Source organism: Deltaproteobacteria bacterium (genome assembly GCA_016931625.1).
Classification (GTDB): Bacteria; Myxococcota; XYA12-FULL-58-9; order XYA12-FULL-58-9; family JAFGEK01; genus JAFGEK01.
This window is the reverse complement of sequence record JAFGEK010000218.1, coordinates 1-17795: the sequence shown is the minus strand read 5'-3', so window position 1 is coordinate 17795 and position 17795 is coordinate 1. Positions and strand designations below refer to the sequence as shown.

At 40.9% G+C, this 17795-nt stretch carries 13 protein-coding genes; 2 read left to right on the top strand and 11 right to left on the bottom strand.

Annotation, left to right across the window (positions count from 1 at the left end; genetic code table 11):
- Positions 1–801: 801 nt before the first annotated feature.
- The 5 genes from JW841_17830 to JW841_17810 all read right to left on the bottom strand — a co-directional run bounded on the left by JW841_17830 (position 802) and on the right by JW841_17810 (position 8979).
- Positions 802–2190 carry a hypothetical protein gene (locus JW841_17830; protein ID MBN1962795.1) on the bottom strand — a complete coding sequence of 463 codons (1389 nt, stop codon included), beginning with the start codon at positions 2188–2190 and terminating at the stop codon, positions 802–804.
- A gap of 2 nt (positions 2191–2192) precedes the next feature.
- A complete protein-coding gene (locus JW841_17825) occupies positions 2193–5333 on the bottom strand; it encodes a zinc-dependent metalloprotease (protein ID MBN1962794.1) in 3141 nt (1046 codons plus the stop codon).
- Positions 5334–5357: 24 nt separating this feature from the next.
- Positions 5358–7769 (bottom strand): hypothetical protein, encoded by a 2412-nt coding sequence (locus tag JW841_17820; GenBank protein ID MBN1962793.1) that lies wholly within the window; start codon positions 7767–7769, stop codon positions 5358–5360.
- Positions 7770–8306: 537 nt separating this feature from the next.
- Positions 8307–8741, bottom strand: coding sequence for a PIN domain-containing protein (locus JW841_17815; protein ID MBN1962792.1), 435 nt, complete (start codon positions 8739–8741; stop codon positions 8307–8309).
- A 4-nt stretch (positions 8742–8745) separates the two neighbouring features.
- On the bottom strand, positions 8746–8979 hold the full coding sequence (locus JW841_17810; GenBank protein MBN1962791.1) for a hypothetical protein: 234 nt from the start codon (positions 8977–8979) through the stop codon (positions 8746–8748).
- Between the two features lie 142 nt (positions 8980–9121).
- On the opposite strand from JW841_17810, the gene JW841_17805 reads away from it, so the two are divergent.
- Positions 9122–9268, top strand: coding sequence for a hypothetical protein (locus JW841_17805; GenBank protein MBN1962790.1), 147 nt, complete (start codon positions 9122–9124; stop codon positions 9266–9268).
- A gap of 429 nt (positions 9269–9697) precedes the next feature.
- Here JW841_17805 and JW841_17800 read toward each other — a convergent pair whose 3' ends face one another.
- From JW841_17800 to JW841_17790, 3 genes are all read right to left on the bottom strand, one after another.
- Positions 9698–9928, bottom strand: a complete 231-nt coding sequence (locus JW841_17800) for a DUF4143 domain-containing protein (protein MBN1962789.1) — start codon at positions 9926–9928, stop codon at positions 9698–9700.
- 13 nt (positions 9929–9941) lie between these two features.
- Complete coding sequence (locus JW841_17795; GenBank protein ID MBN1962788.1) at positions 9942–11414, bottom strand: glutamate--tRNA ligase; 1473 nt, start codon at positions 11412–11414, stop codon at positions 9942–9944.
- A 66-nt stretch (positions 11415–11480) separates the two neighbouring features.
- On the bottom strand, positions 11481–13418 hold the full coding sequence (locus JW841_17790; GenBank protein ID MBN1962787.1) for a hypothetical protein: 1938 nt from the start codon (positions 13416–13418) through the stop codon (positions 11481–11483).
- 168 nt (positions 13419–13586) lie between these two features.
- Between JW841_17790 and JW841_17785 the strand changes: the two genes are divergently transcribed.
- A complete protein-coding gene (locus JW841_17785) occupies positions 13587–16484 on the top strand; it encodes a tetratricopeptide repeat protein (protein ID MBN1962786.1) in 2898 nt (965 codons plus the stop codon).
- A 92-nt stretch (positions 16485–16576) separates the two neighbouring features.
- On the opposite strand, the gene JW841_17780 is transcribed toward JW841_17785, so the two are convergent.
- The 3 genes from JW841_17780 to JW841_17770 all read right to left on the bottom strand — a co-directional run bounded on the left by JW841_17780 (position 16577) and on the right by JW841_17770 (position 17706).
- A complete protein-coding gene (locus JW841_17780) occupies positions 16577–16987 on the bottom strand; it encodes a PIN domain-containing protein (GenBank protein MBN1962785.1) in 411 nt (136 codons plus the stop codon).
- Positions 16988–17019: 32 nt separating this feature from the next.
- Positions 17020–17250: an AbrB/MazE/SpoVT family DNA-binding domain-containing protein gene (locus JW841_17775; GenBank protein MBN1962784.1), complete on the bottom strand. Its 231-nt coding sequence runs from the start codon at positions 17248–17250 to the stop codon at positions 17020–17022.
- Positions 17251–17382: 132 nt separating this feature from the next.
- Positions 17383–17706, bottom strand: coding sequence for a transposase (locus JW841_17770; GenBank protein MBN1962783.1), 324 nt, complete (start codon positions 17704–17706; stop codon positions 17383–17385).
- Positions 17707–17795 lie beyond the last annotated feature (89 nt).

The following is a 17795-nucleotide window of genomic DNA, read 5'->3' as shown; positions in this document are numbered from 1 at the left end:
GAGAGTTTTACGTAACTCCTCGTCATTCCTACGAAAGTAGGAATCCAATTCCGATAAAAGTGAAAAATGAGACTAAGAGTCAGCACTAAAAGGGGGAAGGCATGATTTTTTCTCGTATTTTTAAGCTGTTAGCAATTTCTTTTGTAACTTCTCCAAAAGTCCCGGCAACATAAAAATTAACGAGTGGGTGAGAGAGAGGTGAAAACCTCTTTCTCCCCATTGTCGCAATGGGGTTACTTCCCCATATTTACCGGCGTACGGCTTTAGCCTTTTCGCCAACCGACACATATTCTGACTCTTTCATCATAGACTTATAGGTCAGGTTTACCTTTATAGGGATGCCGTGGGTCCTCACCGGTCAGCATAACTAGCCATTTTCTTAGGTGATATCACCAACCACCTTAACAGTCTTTTGCTGCTAACCGTATTTGCCGCAACAAAAGGCTTCATGAATGAAGCCCAGTGCTTCACTAAAATGAAGAAGCTGGCACACTGCTTAAGGCTGAATCGTGACACCTCCCAAGTATCGTTGGCTGGCCCCTTCGTCACTGCCCATTACTGTGCAGTGCTGGCTGCTTAGGGATATGATCCTTCGACCAACGATTTCCGTACAAGCACGGACTCGCACGGGTAAGCTTTGATTTAAGTCACATCATTCATTAATGCTCCTTTCATCTCACCATTTAACTTATGACTGAGCCTGCTATGCCTGCGGCTCACACTCATCCCGAACGAACTTAAGTGAGGAGGCTACGATCGTGTCATCCCGAACGAACTTAAGTGAGGAGGGATCTTATGTTTTCAATATATCGCCGTTAACATCAACTTCAATTCAGTTTCTTCGCGTTTAACCAATGGAGTATTAATCGTGCCGTCATCTCGCACTAAACCATATTGTTCAATAACCATAGCAACATTGAATTGGGCTATAGGACTATAGGTTACCGAAACAGTCCAGTCATAATCTTGCACCCACAGTGCTTGTGCACTTACGGGTGATTTATAGTTTTCGCGTGATGCATAACATCTAACCCAACCACTACTTACATCAGCGCCGAGTTGCATTGTGCCGTATACTCCAAAATCATACAGATCATAAAGTACAAAAAGTCTGGCGTAGAACTCCCATTGGGGGTTCATGCCACCCTTTTGACCATTCTGTTCGGCATACTTATAAAATAGGTAGCGACCACGCATTTCATAGCCAACATTTAATTTGGCCATAACTTCAAGCATGCCTTCAGTACGTAACTGTGGACCTAATATAAATCCATCATGGTAGCTATGGCCATAAACCGCGCCACCAGGAGATGTGGGCAGATAAAGACGAAACTGCTGCTTTAACTTTAGTTGTTTGCCATCTAGCCACACGATCGAGGTGCCGTTAATTGGCAAATCATGTTGGTATAGCGCCCCTAAAATTGTATCTTCTAATATCAATCCCGACTCGTTAGGGTCATCAATAAAAAATTGTTCAAGACCAGTGAAAATAAATACTGAAGCTTTAGGGATGACTTCAAAATTACCACTCAGGTTATAGCGTAACATGCGATGATAGGCGCCACTTTGTGAAGCATCATTAATAATTCTACCTGAATAGGTAATAATTCCGGTAAGCGTCCAAGGTATTTTAAGTGGTAAATCAAGCGTAGTAGCTGTCGTAGTTTTTGCAGCCTTGTTTTCAGCAGCCTTGTTTTCAGATTGCTCAATTGCTGATTTGTCAGTTGATTTAATTGATTTAATTTCTTCATCACGCTTGTGCAAAGGCAGATCTGTTACCTGTTGATCATCTTTATCTTTCTGTCTTTCTATTGGTGCGAGAATATTACCAAAGTCTGGTTCTTCTATTTCAGGATGGCCCGTTTCATTTTGTTGCGAATCTGCCGGGACGTCATTTACAGAGGGTTGCGCAGCGGGTTCAAATTCTTCTGGAAATGAGATGTCAACATCTGCTTGGTTATTAGTTGCCGGTTCGCTGCTATCTTCTTTGACATCTTCGTTTTCTGCATCTTCATCTTCTGTAGCAGTATCTTCAGTATCTTCATCTTCAGTTGCTGTATCTTCTGTATTGGTTGCCCAATCTTGCCCGACAACTTCATTAGGATCTTCTGCTTCAGTACTTTGCGCCGCAGCACTTTGCGCTGCAGCTACTAGCCCCAGAATAAATGCTATTAAATATAAGCGTAACATGCTTATTGCCCAGAAAAGTTGTTGTAGTATTCATAATAGGTAAGTAGAATTTTTAATCCATAATTATCTAAAGACTTACTCGCGCCAGCGCGTAAAGACTCATTAAAATCTCGCATGTATTGATAACTTACAGGATTGCGTGACTTATTAGCTACTAGGTGCCAACCGCGCTCAGCAATGAACGTATAAACATATTGCTCACCGTTATAGATAAATATTTGCGAAGTGTTATCTAAACGTAAAGCATCGGGTATGGCGTAAATACCAAATTCTGCTTCTAAATCTGCCTGATTGTTAAAGCGGCGAATAGCAATGCGGTCTTTAAACGATATATCATCCACTAAATTGGTATTAGTTACATAAGCAAAATATTCAAGCGCCAAATATTTAAACCATGGGAAAGTGTCATAATTTGCACCAAGCATACCATCAAGAACTTCTAATGCCACTGCCGCACTTAGCGTCCCAAAGGGCGCATCAAACATAGCTACATAGGTGTAGATATTGGGGTCGTAGTTCCACACTTCTTGCAGATCCATAAACGCCAATGTCGCAAAGAGTTTATCTATGATAATGCCAAGGCGCGTGACATCACCATAATATGAATCGTACTCAGTACTATAATTGCGCGACGATGATGGTTGATTAAGCACCGCATTATAAAATGCCATAGTTAAAGCATTGGTTGCGGCTATATCATTATAGAAATCCGCTGCAATAGTATTATACTCACTATCACTCTTAACTGTACCCTGAAGTTGATCAAGCATTTTTAAAGTCTCTTGAATACCACCACCACCCCAAGTAAAAATGGCGAGGTACCACATGCGTTGCAGCGGAAAAATAGCGTCATAAATATATGATGAGTAAGTTGTGGTATCCCAAAAAGTGCGATAGGCGCGACGGTTACGCAATTCATAAAGCATATCATAACGCTCGATAGCATTGAGTACTATCTGTGCTGGTGTTACCCCGAGGTCGTGGCGTGTACACAAAGGTGAAAAATCCGCATGTTCGTCAGTGCAATAAAGAAAATCTTTTTGCATCTGAGTACTACGAACGTCAGTGGTACCGTATATCCAACTTAATGCCGCCTTGTCATACTCACCCCAATCGCGTGGGGTTGCTGCTTCTTCAGTCGCACGAATATAATCCATTACTGAAGATGACACTTGGCCTTCGAGCTGATGTAAAGCATCAACGCTACCATAAAAATTATGACGTAACCCCAGGGTATGACCAAATTCATGTAGGGCCACATGAAATACAATGTTTTCAATAATACGCTCGGAATACTGTTCATTTGATTCATAAAACCCGTTTACACATTTACGGGCGCTTTGTGAAATTGTAGTAATGGCATCATTGGCGTCAAAAGTATAAACGCAGTCGGTTTTATGTAACCTTTGCAAGTTTTGCCTAAATTGCTCGTGATTTTTTTTATAATCGCGTAACTTAGCGAAAAACTCTTGATGTTTATTGATGCCCACAAGTGTTGTAGGTGATATTGCATTAAATGGATCTTGATTAAGCAAAATGCGATTCATTTCACTTTGAAATTCATGCTCGACCTCTTGTTGCGATTTTAACTCATCAAGATACGAATTGGCGGTATTGTATACATAAGGGTTGTAAAGCGGATCAGCAAAACGCAACTCATTTGCTAGCTGATTGTAGTAGGTAAGATATGTTGTTTTATCTTGCGCAATTTCAGGAACAAAGTCAGTCGTATTACCAGTATTGTGAGCACTATCTAGCTGCAAGGTACGCCTAATCTCGTTAAATAAACCCGAGGCAAAACGCTTTGATGAATCACTAGGCGCTGTGGTATCACCTTCATTACATGCTTGTTGCTCCCATGGTGTATTAGCATCAGTTTGCAAGGCCCCAACCCGTTCAAGATAGTCTTGAATCATAAAGCGGTAATAATCCATGCCGACATTATAAAGATTAACATCAGCACTAATCACTTCACCTGTGCGTGGGTCGACAGTTGAGGGACCATAACCTAACAGACCGCGGGTAATATCGATATCTTGGTTCCAGACAACGAAACTATAGCGAATATCGCCAAACTGTCGCTCGATACCACCAGCATTATAGTCTTGAAAATCTATTTGCAGTTTAGCACCAGCAGCAGTTAGCACCGCGTTAGTCGTATCTTTAATTTCGCTAAATAATGCTTTGTATTTTTCGGGGAAACCTTGAGCAAAATAATAGACTAGAGGTGTTGTGCGGTTGGGGTTATAGCGTTGCAATAAATTTTTTGCACCCAATAAACCACTGTTGCTATCGCGATATACTTGCATTACTTGAAAGACGCCATATTTTTTATTTACCGGGTCTTTCTCAGCAATTGTTTCACTGACAAAATCACTTGCCCCTGGGCGATAAAACGACATGCGATATTGAACTGTTGCAGTGCCTGCCCCAGTGATTAAGTTGGTCATATCATAGCAGCCGCCATCAACTGTAAGAATGTAATTTGCCTCAATCACCCAGCTTAGGTATTGCTCTTGATCGTCCCATGCAAAGCTGTTGGGTACCACCGTAGCGCTTACTGGCGTCACACAATCATGCATAAAGTCGCCATAGTACCAGGCCATAGTAGTAATTGGGTCAAGCGAGGTTTCTGCTAAATTGACTTTAAACTTTTGCCGTTTTTGCCAGGGTTCTTCGGTGTTTTCTTCTAAATAGTTAGTGCGCTCACCATCAAGATTTTCACGCAGCTTGACATCAACATGGCTGCCGGCAAATTCTATAAGCACGCGTTCGGTGGTAGTTGCGAGATTATCATTGTTATCTTCCGGGTCATCGTTTTGCAATGAGCTGCCATCAACAATCTGCAGCGCTTCTTTGCTAAAACGAAATTTAATATATTTAGTATCGCTTTGAAAACCCGGAAACGCGTAATCAGCGCCACCATTAGGTGAGGCGGCCTTAACTATAGTAGTTTTAAATAACCAGCCATCATCTAGCGACCCGGCAATTTTGGGATTTACTGCAGTAAGCGGTGCTTTATCTAAATAAATAGCTTCATCAAGCAAACCATTGCGAATGTCACGGTGCTTTACACAAGCGGTTAATAAAAGCAGACTCGCAAACCCAGTAATTCTTTTTATAGTAAATAAATTCGTTGTCATTTTGTTTACCTCTTACCTTTAACGCTAGCGCCAATATGAAACCGACACCGCTCGGCCACCTGATAATCCAAACGATACTTTGTGGTTAAGCGAAGTGACCGAAGTGAGGACATTGCCATTAGCCGAATAATTAAACACCAAGTCGCAATCGCGAATGTAGTCATCGCCGGCAATCCATGTAATAATTTTCTCGCGTACATCATCGCCGACATTGATCATTAACTCGTAACCACCTGAAGCCGGACCAGCACAGAGCATTTGCGGCGCCTTAAAATAATTTTGTGCTACCTGATCGATCACTTGAGTTGCGGCGCCTTCACTATCAACCGTTTCTATTACGTGAAATGACATAAGCGAGTCTTTGCCGTAAAGCTGTACATCGTATGACGGTACAAACTCAAATTGCTCACCACCTACTTGCTTATAATAACCGCCCATATCTTCAATAGAAGTACCGGGAACCGTGAATAAAAGAGGTTCGGTGACTAATATGGGGTCCCCATTATCATCTACAGTTCCACTCCAACCCTTTACATTGGCAATAGAAATATCAAGCGTACCCAACTGTCGATTTGATGCATTTACCGTAATACCAGTTTGCCCAAGTGATAACGGAAAAAACCATAAATTAGCAAGCATCCCCGCGCTAAAATAAAGTTCAGTTGGTAAATAATAATACGGTGCTAAAGAGTTATAAACAGTAGTATGCGCCGCATAAATACTATCCAGAGTATTACCACCGATTTGAATAGTTACCGCAGTTACCGCACCATAATTTAGGCTGTATTGTACTGCCAAGCGATAAGGCACCCCGTCTTGCTGCATATAAGCGCGGCCAATTACCCAACGTTTATTATCAGTAGTTTCAAATAGTTTAACCGCATAATCTGGGTCATCGCTAAGCTCATCAGTAAGCTGAGCCATTACCGCATCAACAAAAGGCTCAATAACAAAAATTGGGTCTAATACTTTAGCTACTGCAGGTTGTTGATTAGCCGGGAGTAAACTGTATTGATATTGTAAAAGCTGCAGTACATATGCAATCCAACTGCTACCATTAGAACTAAGCGCACCAATAGGTTGTGGTGAGTCACTTAAATCAGCACTAACAAGGTCTAGGGCATAATTAAAAAACAGATGTGTTGGGTCTACTAAAGTATTGATACGAACTCTTAGTTTTTCATCAAATTTTATGCCAATTTCAGATGGTATAAACTCTATCACCGGTGCACCAAGACTACGAGTATAGGTAATAGATTTTAAACTATCGCTATCAGCAGGTCGCTCGCCGTCTAAAATAACTTGCCCGGCGGCTAAATTACGTTGAAAGCCCAGACTTATACCGTTGAAATCAGCCGTAATCGCATCGCGTTGGCTACCTGTACTATACGATACTCGTGATAAAGTACGGGTATCGTCAGCCTCTAGGCAATTGCTTTTAAAATCCGCAAAGGTCATGGCATTTACACCTAAACCTAAATACAATGAACAAGTAGCCACCGAAGTGCTGACAATTAACGGATCTACTGCGCCATTATATACCATGCTAATCTGCGTGCTTACTTCAAAGGGGGCAACTTTTACTGCAGAGATGTCGATATCGTATACCGAGCCATCGGGATTAAAATCGATTATCACCCCTGAGTCTTTAAATACTATTGCGGTATCTTGTGGAGTTGCCTCATCAACACCGGCATAAATCACTTCACATATATTCGCTGTAATGCAGTCATCGTTATCGGCAAACTTGACCGCACTAAAAAAGGTATGGCGCAACATACGATATATTTGATTTATCCGTGTATGATTTAACCAAGAATTGGGGCTAGCTGCTTGATTAGCACTGCTTGCATATGTATCAAGGGCTTGACTACCAATAAGAATTTGATCACGCGGATGGATTACCACCGTCACCAAAGAATCATCATTAGCAATATATTGGCCTTGCAAGTTACCAATGTAACCAGACCCCAAATCAATATCGCTAATCAGTTTGGTAGCTGGGTCAAAATAAACAATAATCTCGTACAACGGACCGTAAGCATACGCGTTAGCATATACCCCCGTAGGATAGCAGAATTTACCATCATCTGGGCTACCGATAAGGTCGTCAGCATTCATTGGGGTGCCATCCGCTGCCCATAGGGGTACGCCTACCTGCGATGCATCACCAAGACCAACATCAGGAATTATCGGCAATTGCATCATTTGCTGCACAACTTGGTCAGTTAGTTGCGTGTTGCAAAACCGCCCTGAGTCATCAGCAGTGGCAGTGGTCTCAAAGGTTTTGCTTTCGTCGGGATTAAACGAAGATTGGGGGGTATAACCATTTTGCGCAGTTACATCGCCATGGTTTGGTTTAAAATTTGCCTTAGGACCATCTTCACACGCACTGATAAAAAGCGTGAAGAGGCATAGAATCGTTGCCTGCTTCATATTCGTTACCCCTTAAGAATTGGTGCATTTTTTAGGTGCGCTAGGCATCTCTCGGCATGCAAGGGCATGTCAATACGAAATGTGCTTTTTCTAAGATCGCCGGTTATTTTTATTGCCCAATGAAGTAACTATATAAAAATATTTATGAATTGTTATTGTTTGACGATTCCATGGCTATTTTAATTAATACAAATGATTATTTATTAAAATGATATTGCTATTTTTCTTATATTTAAACAAAATACTAATATAGTAAATTATATTTATTATACTTTCAAATTACCGTCAGTTACTATTAACTTAATCATTTTTAATAGATAGGTTGTATGGTGTTGCTTTGATTGAGTATTGCTATTGCATATTACACCTGTTTGGCTCGCTAATATACAGTTTTGCCATGGTAACTTTGCCAGATTTTTCTATCGGTGCGCATGCAGCTATAAAAAACTACCGATTACTTACGAGGGATTCATCGCAATATCACACCTATTTTCTCTCAGTAGAATTGATTTCGCCAAGTTAGTTTGCTCATTTAAATTAAATAGTTGGGTCAATAACTTCTAAGAAAACAAAGCGTTTGAAATCATTATCTGCAGTATAAATACGTTTGATATTATGCTCACGCAGCAGCGTTGCATAATGACAATCATGCACTAAATTTCCTGATATCATTGCCGAATCAGTAGCTATTGCTTCAAGAATTTGCAGATGAGCCGGAGTTTGCGTAAGTATGTGACACTGCTCGCTTTCTAAATATGGCCGTAAATCTGCAATTGCTGCTTTTAGAGTTAATGGTCGTTGATGAATACGCGGATGTGTAGTGATGTGTAGATACTCATAGAATACTTGCCACCCGATACACCAATCACCACCATTTAATAGTTCTTGTTGGCAGAATTGCCGCGCCTTTTTATGTTGGGGATATGCTTCAAAATGGGCATAGATAAATATATTAGTGTCAATCGCAAACATTCAATTATCTATCTTCCATTAAATCATAAAGCCTATCGCGATCGGCAATATTAATACCTGGTAACGGCCCATTGTTAAGGTGTAAAGGCGGAATAATGTTTGAGCGTGAGTTTTTATTTAATGAGTTACGCAATAGTTCTTCGATGGTACGCGCCATTGATTTACCCTTGCTGTGCGCAAGACGCATTACTTTACGGTAAATCGCTTCATCAAGATTTATAGTAGTGCGATGCATCATGATATCATATTATCATGATGGCGTGATGTCAATAATAGCTAATATGCCTGTAAGCCCTCAGTTAGCACCCAAAACCGGCCATATAGAAAGCCATAAACCGAGACGTTGACCGACGCGCGTTAGTCTTTGACCTAGCGCGATTATGAGCAACGTTTTGAGCGAAATAAAACAACAAATTTTAGAACTTGGTCGTCTCGGTTGGTCATTACGCCGTATTGAACAAGAAACCGGTGTAATGAAGAGAAACAGCGTCAGCTTATCTTCAAGCTGCTGGTATCCCAATTCGTAAATCTGGGTGGCGAAATCGTTCAAAGAAACCACCACCAGAACAACGGCCGGTTTTGTGGTAAAAACTGAGGACTGTTGGCACCGTGGTGCTTACCGCCCAAGCCGATGTTAGTAGTGTCTGGCACTAATTTTAACCGGTGCATCGTGGCGAAATAATTATCTAATGCTTCATTTTTTAGAGATATCTATCCCACTGACCACCCCATAAAGAATTTATAAAGTCTTTATAAGGCATGATTAATATTCCTTCATCGGTACGTCGAAGCTTTGACTCTAAACAAATGATTATAAAAACCTCTGCTTGAGGATAATCTTTTTTAAACTCAAGAAGTCCTTTACTATCGTTGCTACTGATTTTATATTTACCTTTACATTCAATAGCTATTTTGCCGTCGCCTAATATGAAATCTACTTCACTGCCAATTGAAAGTCACCAATAAGATATTGGATAAAAACTTTGTGAGTATTGGCTATGGGTTGATATTTCATGATATATCCAATTTTCAAAAGCTTTGCCAAAGAGTTCTGATTTTGATTCAATTGTGCCGCGACGTGCGCAAAAATTAACCACACCGACATCTTTAAAATAAAACTTTGGCGCTTGAACAACGCGACGTTTGGGGCGTTTAACAAATGCTGGAATGAAGCTGCCCACAGGCACTAATTAAGCTAGGCTAGGCAGCTTTAGTCTGTTTCAACAACCCAATCACATTACGCAATCGACTACGACAACGCTCTTTGCCAATTATAGCCATTATATCAAAAAGCGGGGGCGTAGCACTACGGCCACTAATCGCGACACGCAAAGGCATAAAAAATTCTTTGGCTTTTAAACCAAGTTTTTCAATGAGCTCGCGCAATGCTGCTTCGAGTGGCTGCGCGACTAATACCGGCATCGCATCAAGAACTTCTAATACTGCTTCAAAAGTCTTAATGGCATCTTTAGAGGTTTGACCTTTAGGTATTAACGCTTTTTGTGCGGCTTCGTCGTAACTAACTTCGCCCGCAAAAAAGTAACTAGTAGCATCCACAAAGTCTTCTAATTTTTCAATACGCGGTAAAATCAAAGGGGCTATAGCTGCAAGTTTTTCGATTGTAAAAACTTTATCGTGCACTTGTGCTACTAACTGCTCTGGGCTTTGCTCACGTATATATAGTCCGTTAAGCCAAGTAAGTTTTTTAATATCAAATACCGGACCACCAAGGGATAAACGCTTAAAATCAAAATTCTCAATCATTTCAGTGAGGCTAAATTTTTCGCGCTCATCGGGCATGGTCCAACCCATCAGCGCTAAATAATTAAGCATAGCCTCTGGCAAGTATCCAGCCTCTTTATAGTAATTTATACTCACTGGATTTTTGCGTTTAGAAATTTTAGACTTATCTTGATTGCGCAAAAGCGGCATATGCATAAAAAGCGGCAGCTTCCAACCAAAAGCTTGATATAACAACACATGCTTAGGCGTCGACGTGATCCACTCTTCGGCACGAATTACGTGAGTTATCTCCATTAAATGGTCATCCACCACATTCGCCAAATGATAAGTGGGCATACCATCACTTTTAAGCAATACTTGGTCATCTATTTGATTGTTAAGAAATTCAATCACCCCACGCATTTCATCTTTAATAAGAGTTGAACCATTTGTAGGATCTGGCACCGCCAATCGCACCACATATGGCTCACCGGCCGCCACCCGGGCAGCGCTATCAGCAGCAGATAATTGGCGACAATGACCGTCGTAACCAACTCTTTCTTTGCGTGCCAACTGTTCTTGACGTATTTGAGTTAGACGCTCAGAGCTACAAAAACAACGGTAAGCTTGACCTTTATCAATCAGCTCTTGTGCATATTGTGCATAAATATGCCCACGCTCACTTTGACGGTAAGGTCCATGGGGGCCACCGATATCAGGGCCTTCGTCCCAAGTGAGGCCAGTCCAACGCAAGGACTCTAAAATCATATTTTCCCATTCGGGTTTTGAGCGGGTGAGGTCAGTGTCTTCAATGCGCAAGATAAATTGGCCACCATGCTTTTTAGCCAATACATAATTAAATAAAGCGATATATGCTGTACCCACATGAGGATCACCAGTGGGTGAAGGCGCAATACGAACCCGAACCATTGTAATACCATCTCCTAACATAATGCACGGTTAACCATGCGTAAAATACTTCAGTAATCCCCGAGCCTGGTGAGCAACGTCGAACCATCAGCGTCGCCTTACACGACGCATATAAAAACGTTCGATACCTTTAGAATCACGGGTGCGATATATTATTTGGTTTAGCCCTTTGTCGAGAGCTAGCGTTTCTTTAAAGCGTCCTTTTTTATCGAGATTGGTTTGTCGACCATCAATCCACAAACGACTGCCTATGCGAACTTCACCATTGGTGGTTACTTTTTTACTTGTAACTACCGCATTCTGCGATGGGTTACGAATAACCAACTCAGCTACTGCATTATCATAGGTTATATTTAGTGTATTAACTCGTTGCGCCGCTATTTCTTTGCCATCATCGGTTACTGCTTGAACTGACCAAAAATAGCGGTTTTCCGGAAGACGACCAATTTGAAAACTGTGAACTTTTACTTCTATCAACTCATTAATAATCGGTTTATCAAGATCTTCGGCTGCAAAAACTTTAAGTCGATATTTAGTGGCATTGGTTTTTGCTTTCCATCGCAAGGTTATCAAAGGTAAGGTCCTTTGATAATAAACCACCGTCTTTTCACCAGTGTCGTCAACTACATTTCTATGCTTGCAATTACGGCAATCTGTCTGGTGAAATTTTTCGATTACAAAGTTTGCTTGTTGCCAACCATTTTCAGTGCGAACTCGCCAAAAATAACGACGAGAACTAAGTTGATCAAACACCATCTCAGACTGCGAAAGTGTTTCGTGCCAAACTAAGTTATTAAAATCACGATCAGTAGCAACTTGAACTTCATAAGGACTTTTAGCTGCAGCATTTGCCCAATTTAATTTTACTGCAGGAATACTAGTGTTGTAATAAATATACGCGCTTTTTCCCGATTGCAGCGCAATACCGGTATTGGCCAATGGTCGTGTAGAAATCTCGCCATCTTTAGAAATGTTTAATAATTTTCCAGGTACAACAATAGTACCATTAGCTAAAATTGCCCGTCCTTGCCGTACTACGATTTCGCTTTTACCGTTACTATCCGTTTGCACTTCGACATTAGCGCCCGCCACCCCAGGTTCAATAGTGATCTCTTGCTTACCAATATGAATTTCATGCAAAGTAGCACGTTTATCAGCACGAGTTGCTTCAAATACTGCTTTACCTGCTGCTAGCTGATAACGCGCACGATCAAGATTTGCCTCACGAGTTGGCTCAAGTACCGCTATTTCACTTCCGGCAGGTAAGGATACCAAAGCATGTGACCCGACTTCTATACGAGTGCCGTGGGCGCGCATCGTCCGAATTGCAGTACCCGGTTTAATAGGATCGCGTTTGCTTGCTGATCGCCAATTTTTATCATCTTTATCACGAATTTTTACTTGTTTAGATTTAGCTAAGAGAACGATATCAAGAGGCGCTAACTCTGCTACGACCGTACTTGGAATTACACGCCCTTTAGCATCCATCCCGGTATCAATACGAGTACGTTTGCCGTCTTTGCCTACTACTTCAATGGCACCGATCAATACATTGATACCATCAATAGTACTAAGATTTACTTCAGTTTCATTGTTAAAACCACCAATTTCTGCAAAACCAAAAGGCAAACCAATAGTAAAACTTACATCTTTTTCTTTGCTAACCGCATTTACACTGCCCTGCAACAAAACAGCACCAAGTTTAGTGGCTGTGGCACTTGTTTTGCTAATTACTAAGGCGCTGTTAGCATGCAAATTAATAATTCCTCCCTTTAGAAAAGCCACAGTTGCGCTACTATCATTTCCAGTAGTGATCACATCACCCTCAAAAAGGTCTACTCCTGGAGATACTGCAGATTGCGTTTCTTCAACTTGCCGCCATACCTCACCTTGTACACTAGTAATTTTAGCTGCAGGATTTTTAGGCGGTGAACATGTGGTAAGAAAACATACACCTATGGCAAGAACCGCAATAATATTAGCAGTTATAACAAAATGTTGCTTGCCGAAATTTTCTCTCATCATTACGATAGTAGCTAACACTGGCTAAGCAGTGTACCATTTAAATTATGACCTAGAGACAATGGATGAGTCTAATTTTTTGTTATGCATGTGTTTTGAATCATTTGAGTTTATCAACTATGACATGCTATGAGCAAAACAAACGCAATTTTGCAAGCGTTGTGGTAAAAAGTGGCGATTAATAGAGAAAAAGTACGTGCTGCTGCCCAGAAGCATATTCAAAAGGGCCAATTTGAAAAGGCTATAAAAGAGTATAAGCAGCTCGTTGAAGATGATCCTAAAGACGTACGCACCATTCTCAAACTTGGTGATTTGCAAACCCGCGCTGGCCAAAATGAAAATGCGACAAACACATACATACGGGTGGCTAATTTCTATAGCGAACAAGGTTTTTTTCTTAAAGCCGTAGCAGTTTACAAGCAAATTTTAAAAATTGATGACTCAATCATTGATGTCAACATCAAACTTGCTGAACTTTACCAACAATTAGGCTTACTTTCAGATGCTAATAACCAGTTTCGTCATTTAGCGGTTCTATTAGAACAACAAAACCGTATTAATGAATGTGCTGATGTTCTGCGTAAAATGGTCGATTTAGACGTAGAAAACGTCGCTGTACGTATTAAACTAGCCGAAATATTCGCCAAACAAAATAAACTTGAAGATGCACGCAATGAACTCGCGTACGCGGCCAATGTTTTTAAACAACAAAGACGTGTTGATGAATGGGCCAAAGTGGCCGAACGTATGCTTTCCTTTCATCCAAGTGATATCGAAACAACTCGAGCACTTGCTGATATCTACATACAAAAGGGTGATGCTAGAAGAGCTCTGGCAAAATTGCAGGTTTGTTTTAAGCATGATCCAAAAGATACTGTTACCCTCGAACTGTTAGGCTCTGCTTTTAAAGAGCTTCAACAAATACAAAAAACTATTGCCGTATATAAAGAACTTGCGCGTATTTACGAAGAAAATAACGATGAACGCGCATTAGACATTGTTAAAAAAATATTGGATTTAGCCCCTGATGATAGTGAAGCGCAACACGCATTAGCACGATATCAAAAGCAACAATATGTATCTGCTCATTCTCAATATGACGAGGTGTTTATAGAAAATGAAGTTGGCCAAGCAGAACATGGCCATGACACAAATTTAAATGCTGCCTCAACAGATGCTACTATTGTTGGAACTACTGGTGAAAATGTAATAGCCCGCGATAGCGAATCATCAACTCAAGAAACTATCAATCAATTACTCGTTGAAGCTGATATTTATATAAAATACGGCTTATTACCAAAAGCAATAGATTACATTAAGCAAGTCCTCAATATCGACCCACATAATAGAGAAGCACAAGAAAAACATAAGTTACTGCTACTTGAAACTGGTGATACTGCTGGCGCTACCACGCAGCTTTGGGATATGGCGCAAACATCAATCAGCCATAATAATATTGCTCAAGCATGTAGTGATCTCGAAGAACTTTTACAACTTGATGCAAATAATAATCAGGCCCAACAATTACTGCAACAACTTGCATCAGGCGCAAGTGTTACTAATGAAATTGCCGCCAGTACTACTCTCTCTGATAATTTAATTGATGACGAAATTGAAATTGATACTTCGTTAGAAAATGAAAAATCAGGCGATAGTGCAATTAGTCACGAAAATGTTCCGCAGGTTATTTTATCCGGTAATACTGGTCGTCATCGTTTAAGTCGTGAATTTGCTTCAGAAAGCGTCGATATTGACCTTGATAACGATACTGAAAATGACCAACATGTCGAGCCAACACCAGTGGTGACAAATAGCATTGAGGTCACCCCCAAAATCCCAGACGAAGTTATTTCACCACCAAGTATCGACAAACCAGCTAAAAAAATTACCCCTACTCCTGAAGCAACATCTAAATCCTCAGCTAACGTTGATCTTGAAGATATTGACGCCTTGCTTGCCTCAGCAGTGCCACAAAAAAATAAAATTAAAATAAAGTCTGCTGTGCCAACGCCTGACACAAAAAATATCCATGAAGATGAAGCAGCGAATATTCTGCCTTCAAAATCAACCACTAACAACGATCTAACAATTAGCGCTAGTGATACGGCAACTGCTATCTCATCTAGCTCATCCGTGGCCACAGATACTGAAGATACCCTCGATGAAGAAATCAATGAGGTTCGCTTTTTTGTGCAGCAAGGCCTCGAAGAAGAAGCGCGTGAAGCTCTTATTAACCTTATGTACAATAATCCTGGGCATTCGAAAATTAAAGAGTTAGCTATTGAAATTGATAGTGCCTTTGATAATTCGCAAGAAGATTCACAAAATGACTTACAAACTTCTGCACCTGATAGCGCTGTTTTAGCAAACCCAGAAGTGATTAGTGAACCTGCAATACCAAATACAGATACAACGCCAGAATATACCGCAACAATAGATGACGATAATCAAGATTTTGCTGCAGTCCATATCGAGCACATAGATTTAGCTGATGAACTCGAAAGCGATTTTGCTGCTGCAGCCACTTCCGATTTCCATGACGAAATTCTTGATGTATTTGATGAATTTAAACGTGGTGTTGCCGAACAAGTAGCAGAGTCAGATCACGAAACCCATTACGATTTAGGGATTGCCTATAAAGAAATGGGATTGCTTGACGATGCCATACGTGAGTTTAACATCGCCGCAAGATCCTCTATACGTGCTGTTGGGGCATTAACCATGGTGGGAATGTGTTATTTAGAACGTGGCGATAGTGTCGCCGCACTTAAATACTGGCAAGATATTTTAAATTCACCCGCAATAACTGAAAATGATGCCTTGGCGCTACGTTATGGTATTGCTCGCTCATTTGAGGATGCAGATCGTCAAAATGATGCTTTAAAATTTTATAAAAATTTATACGCAAGTAATCCAAACTATAGTGATGTTGGTGAACGTATTCAAAACTTACAGGCTCAAGGCGCCAATATTACTAATAGTAGTACTGAATTAGATGATTTGTTAGCTGAAATACCTGAAAATCAACAAAAACCAGATAATGCTGACCCAAAAATATCTTATATATAGAGTCACTTGCAAAAGTCACATAAAAGCTTTTTCCTCGTCACTCTTTTGCGAAACCAAAACACTTGGGGCTAGGTTGGTTGATATGTAGTAGTTTATATAAACTCGTCGAGATGCAAGTAAACAATACTGCTATCGAGTCGCTTGAACACCCTGTCATTGCCAACTAGAATTGTGCAACCTGACTCGATGGCGCTTGCCGCCGTAATTGCATCAGGAAGCTTAAACCCATGCCGGGCACGTAATTCTGCAGCACGGTAAGCAATCTCGCGCTCGACTGCAATCACTTTAAAACCTGCCGGACCATCAATAAGTGCTCGGACCGTTTGCGTACTCGTAGCGTCTTGAGCTCGAAGTGGCGCCACCAACAATTCGGCTTCGGTAAGCACCGACACTACAAGCTGGAGCGTACCGGAAGCACCCAATTGTAGCAGTTTCTCCGCGATTGACGCTCGCCCCGCGGCATCTACCAAAAAGTAGATGAGCGGTGCAGTATCGACTGCCACGCGGCTATGACCAGCAAGTGCTCTTTCTAGCTCTATTGTTCCCATTCACCACGCAAAGCTTCGATATATTGGTCTGGATCACCATATACTTCGCGCAATGAGCCGCGCAAAGGAGCAATGCCGATATCCATCCGTTCGAGGATTAGCCTTTCACCTTCAGCTCGCAGTGCTACGCGAGAGCCTGTTTTTATACCAAGCTTTTTCATTGCCCACGTTGGGATGGTAATCTGGTTTTTAGAGGATAACTTTGCTGACTGTCTCATTATATAAAGGATAATCCATAAATAAAGTAAAGGCAACTAGTAAAGCATTACATTAATGTTTTACTTTTTAAGGATAAAGATTGGCAAAATAATGCTTTAAAATTTTATAACTACTCACCCCCCTAATAAAAGCTACGGCGAAGTAGGCATGAGTGCTTTGCCCATAAACGCATCCCACAATGCTTGAAATGCTATCATTTGGTATTTTCTCGCAGTCGATATATAGCTTCGAATATTGCAAAATTGCTTGGCGCCTAGCCAACTACGAAACGTCCCAGAGATTTTTTGTTGCGTCTTCACCATACGAATATCTTGTTCACCTTGATTATTGCTAAACGGTATCTGGAAGTTAGTCAAAAACGCCAAAACTTGATCGCGTTTAATATCTAATCGTTCTAGCAAAAGATATGACTTACCTTTTTTAGGTTTACCGCGTTTCTTTTCTGGTAAAGGCATTGGTGCTGACTCTTAGTCTCATTTTTCACTTTTATCGGAATTGGATTCCTACTTTCGTAGGAATGACGAGGAGTTACGTAAAACTCTCT

Excerpts from the sequence above, each read along its gene's own strand:
- JW841_17825 (MBN1962794.1), bottom strand. The coding sequence starts at position 5,333 with ATGACAACGAATTTATTTACTATAAAAAGAATTACTGGGTTTGCGAGT.
- JW841_17770 (MBN1962783.1), bottom strand. The coding sequence starts at position 17,706 with ATGCCTTTACCAGAAAAGAAACGCGGTAAACCTAAAAAAGGTAAGTCA.
- JW841_17775 (MBN1962784.1), bottom strand. The coding sequence starts at position 17,250 with ATGAGACAGTCAGCAAAGTTATCCTCTAAAAACCAGATTACCATCCCA.
- JW841_17815 (MBN1962792.1), bottom strand. The coding sequence starts at position 8,741 with ATGTTTGCGATTGACACTAATATATTTATCTATGCCCATTTTGAAGCA.
- JW841_17790 (MBN1962787.1), bottom strand. The coding sequence starts at position 13,418 with ATGATGAGAGAAAATTTCGGCAAGCAACATTTTGTTATAACTGCTAAT.
- JW841_17805 (MBN1962790.1), top strand. The coding sequence starts at position 9,122 with ATGAGCAACGTTTTGAGCGAAATAAAACAACAAATTTTAGAACTTGGT.
- JW841_17820 (MBN1962793.1), bottom strand. The coding sequence starts at position 7,769 with ATGAAGCAGGCAACGATTCTATGCCTCTTCACGCTTTTTATCAGTGCG.
- JW841_17830 (MBN1962795.1), bottom strand. The coding sequence starts at position 2,190 with ATGTTACGCTTATATTTAATAGCATTTATTCTGGGGCTAGTAGCTGCA.
- JW841_17795 (MBN1962788.1), bottom strand. The coding sequence starts at position 11,414 with ATGTTAGGAGATGGTATTACAATGGTTCGGGTTCGTATTGCGCCTTCA.
- JW841_17810 (MBN1962791.1), bottom strand. The coding sequence starts at position 8,979 with ATGATGCATCGCACTACTATAAATCTTGATGAAGCGATTTACCGTAAA.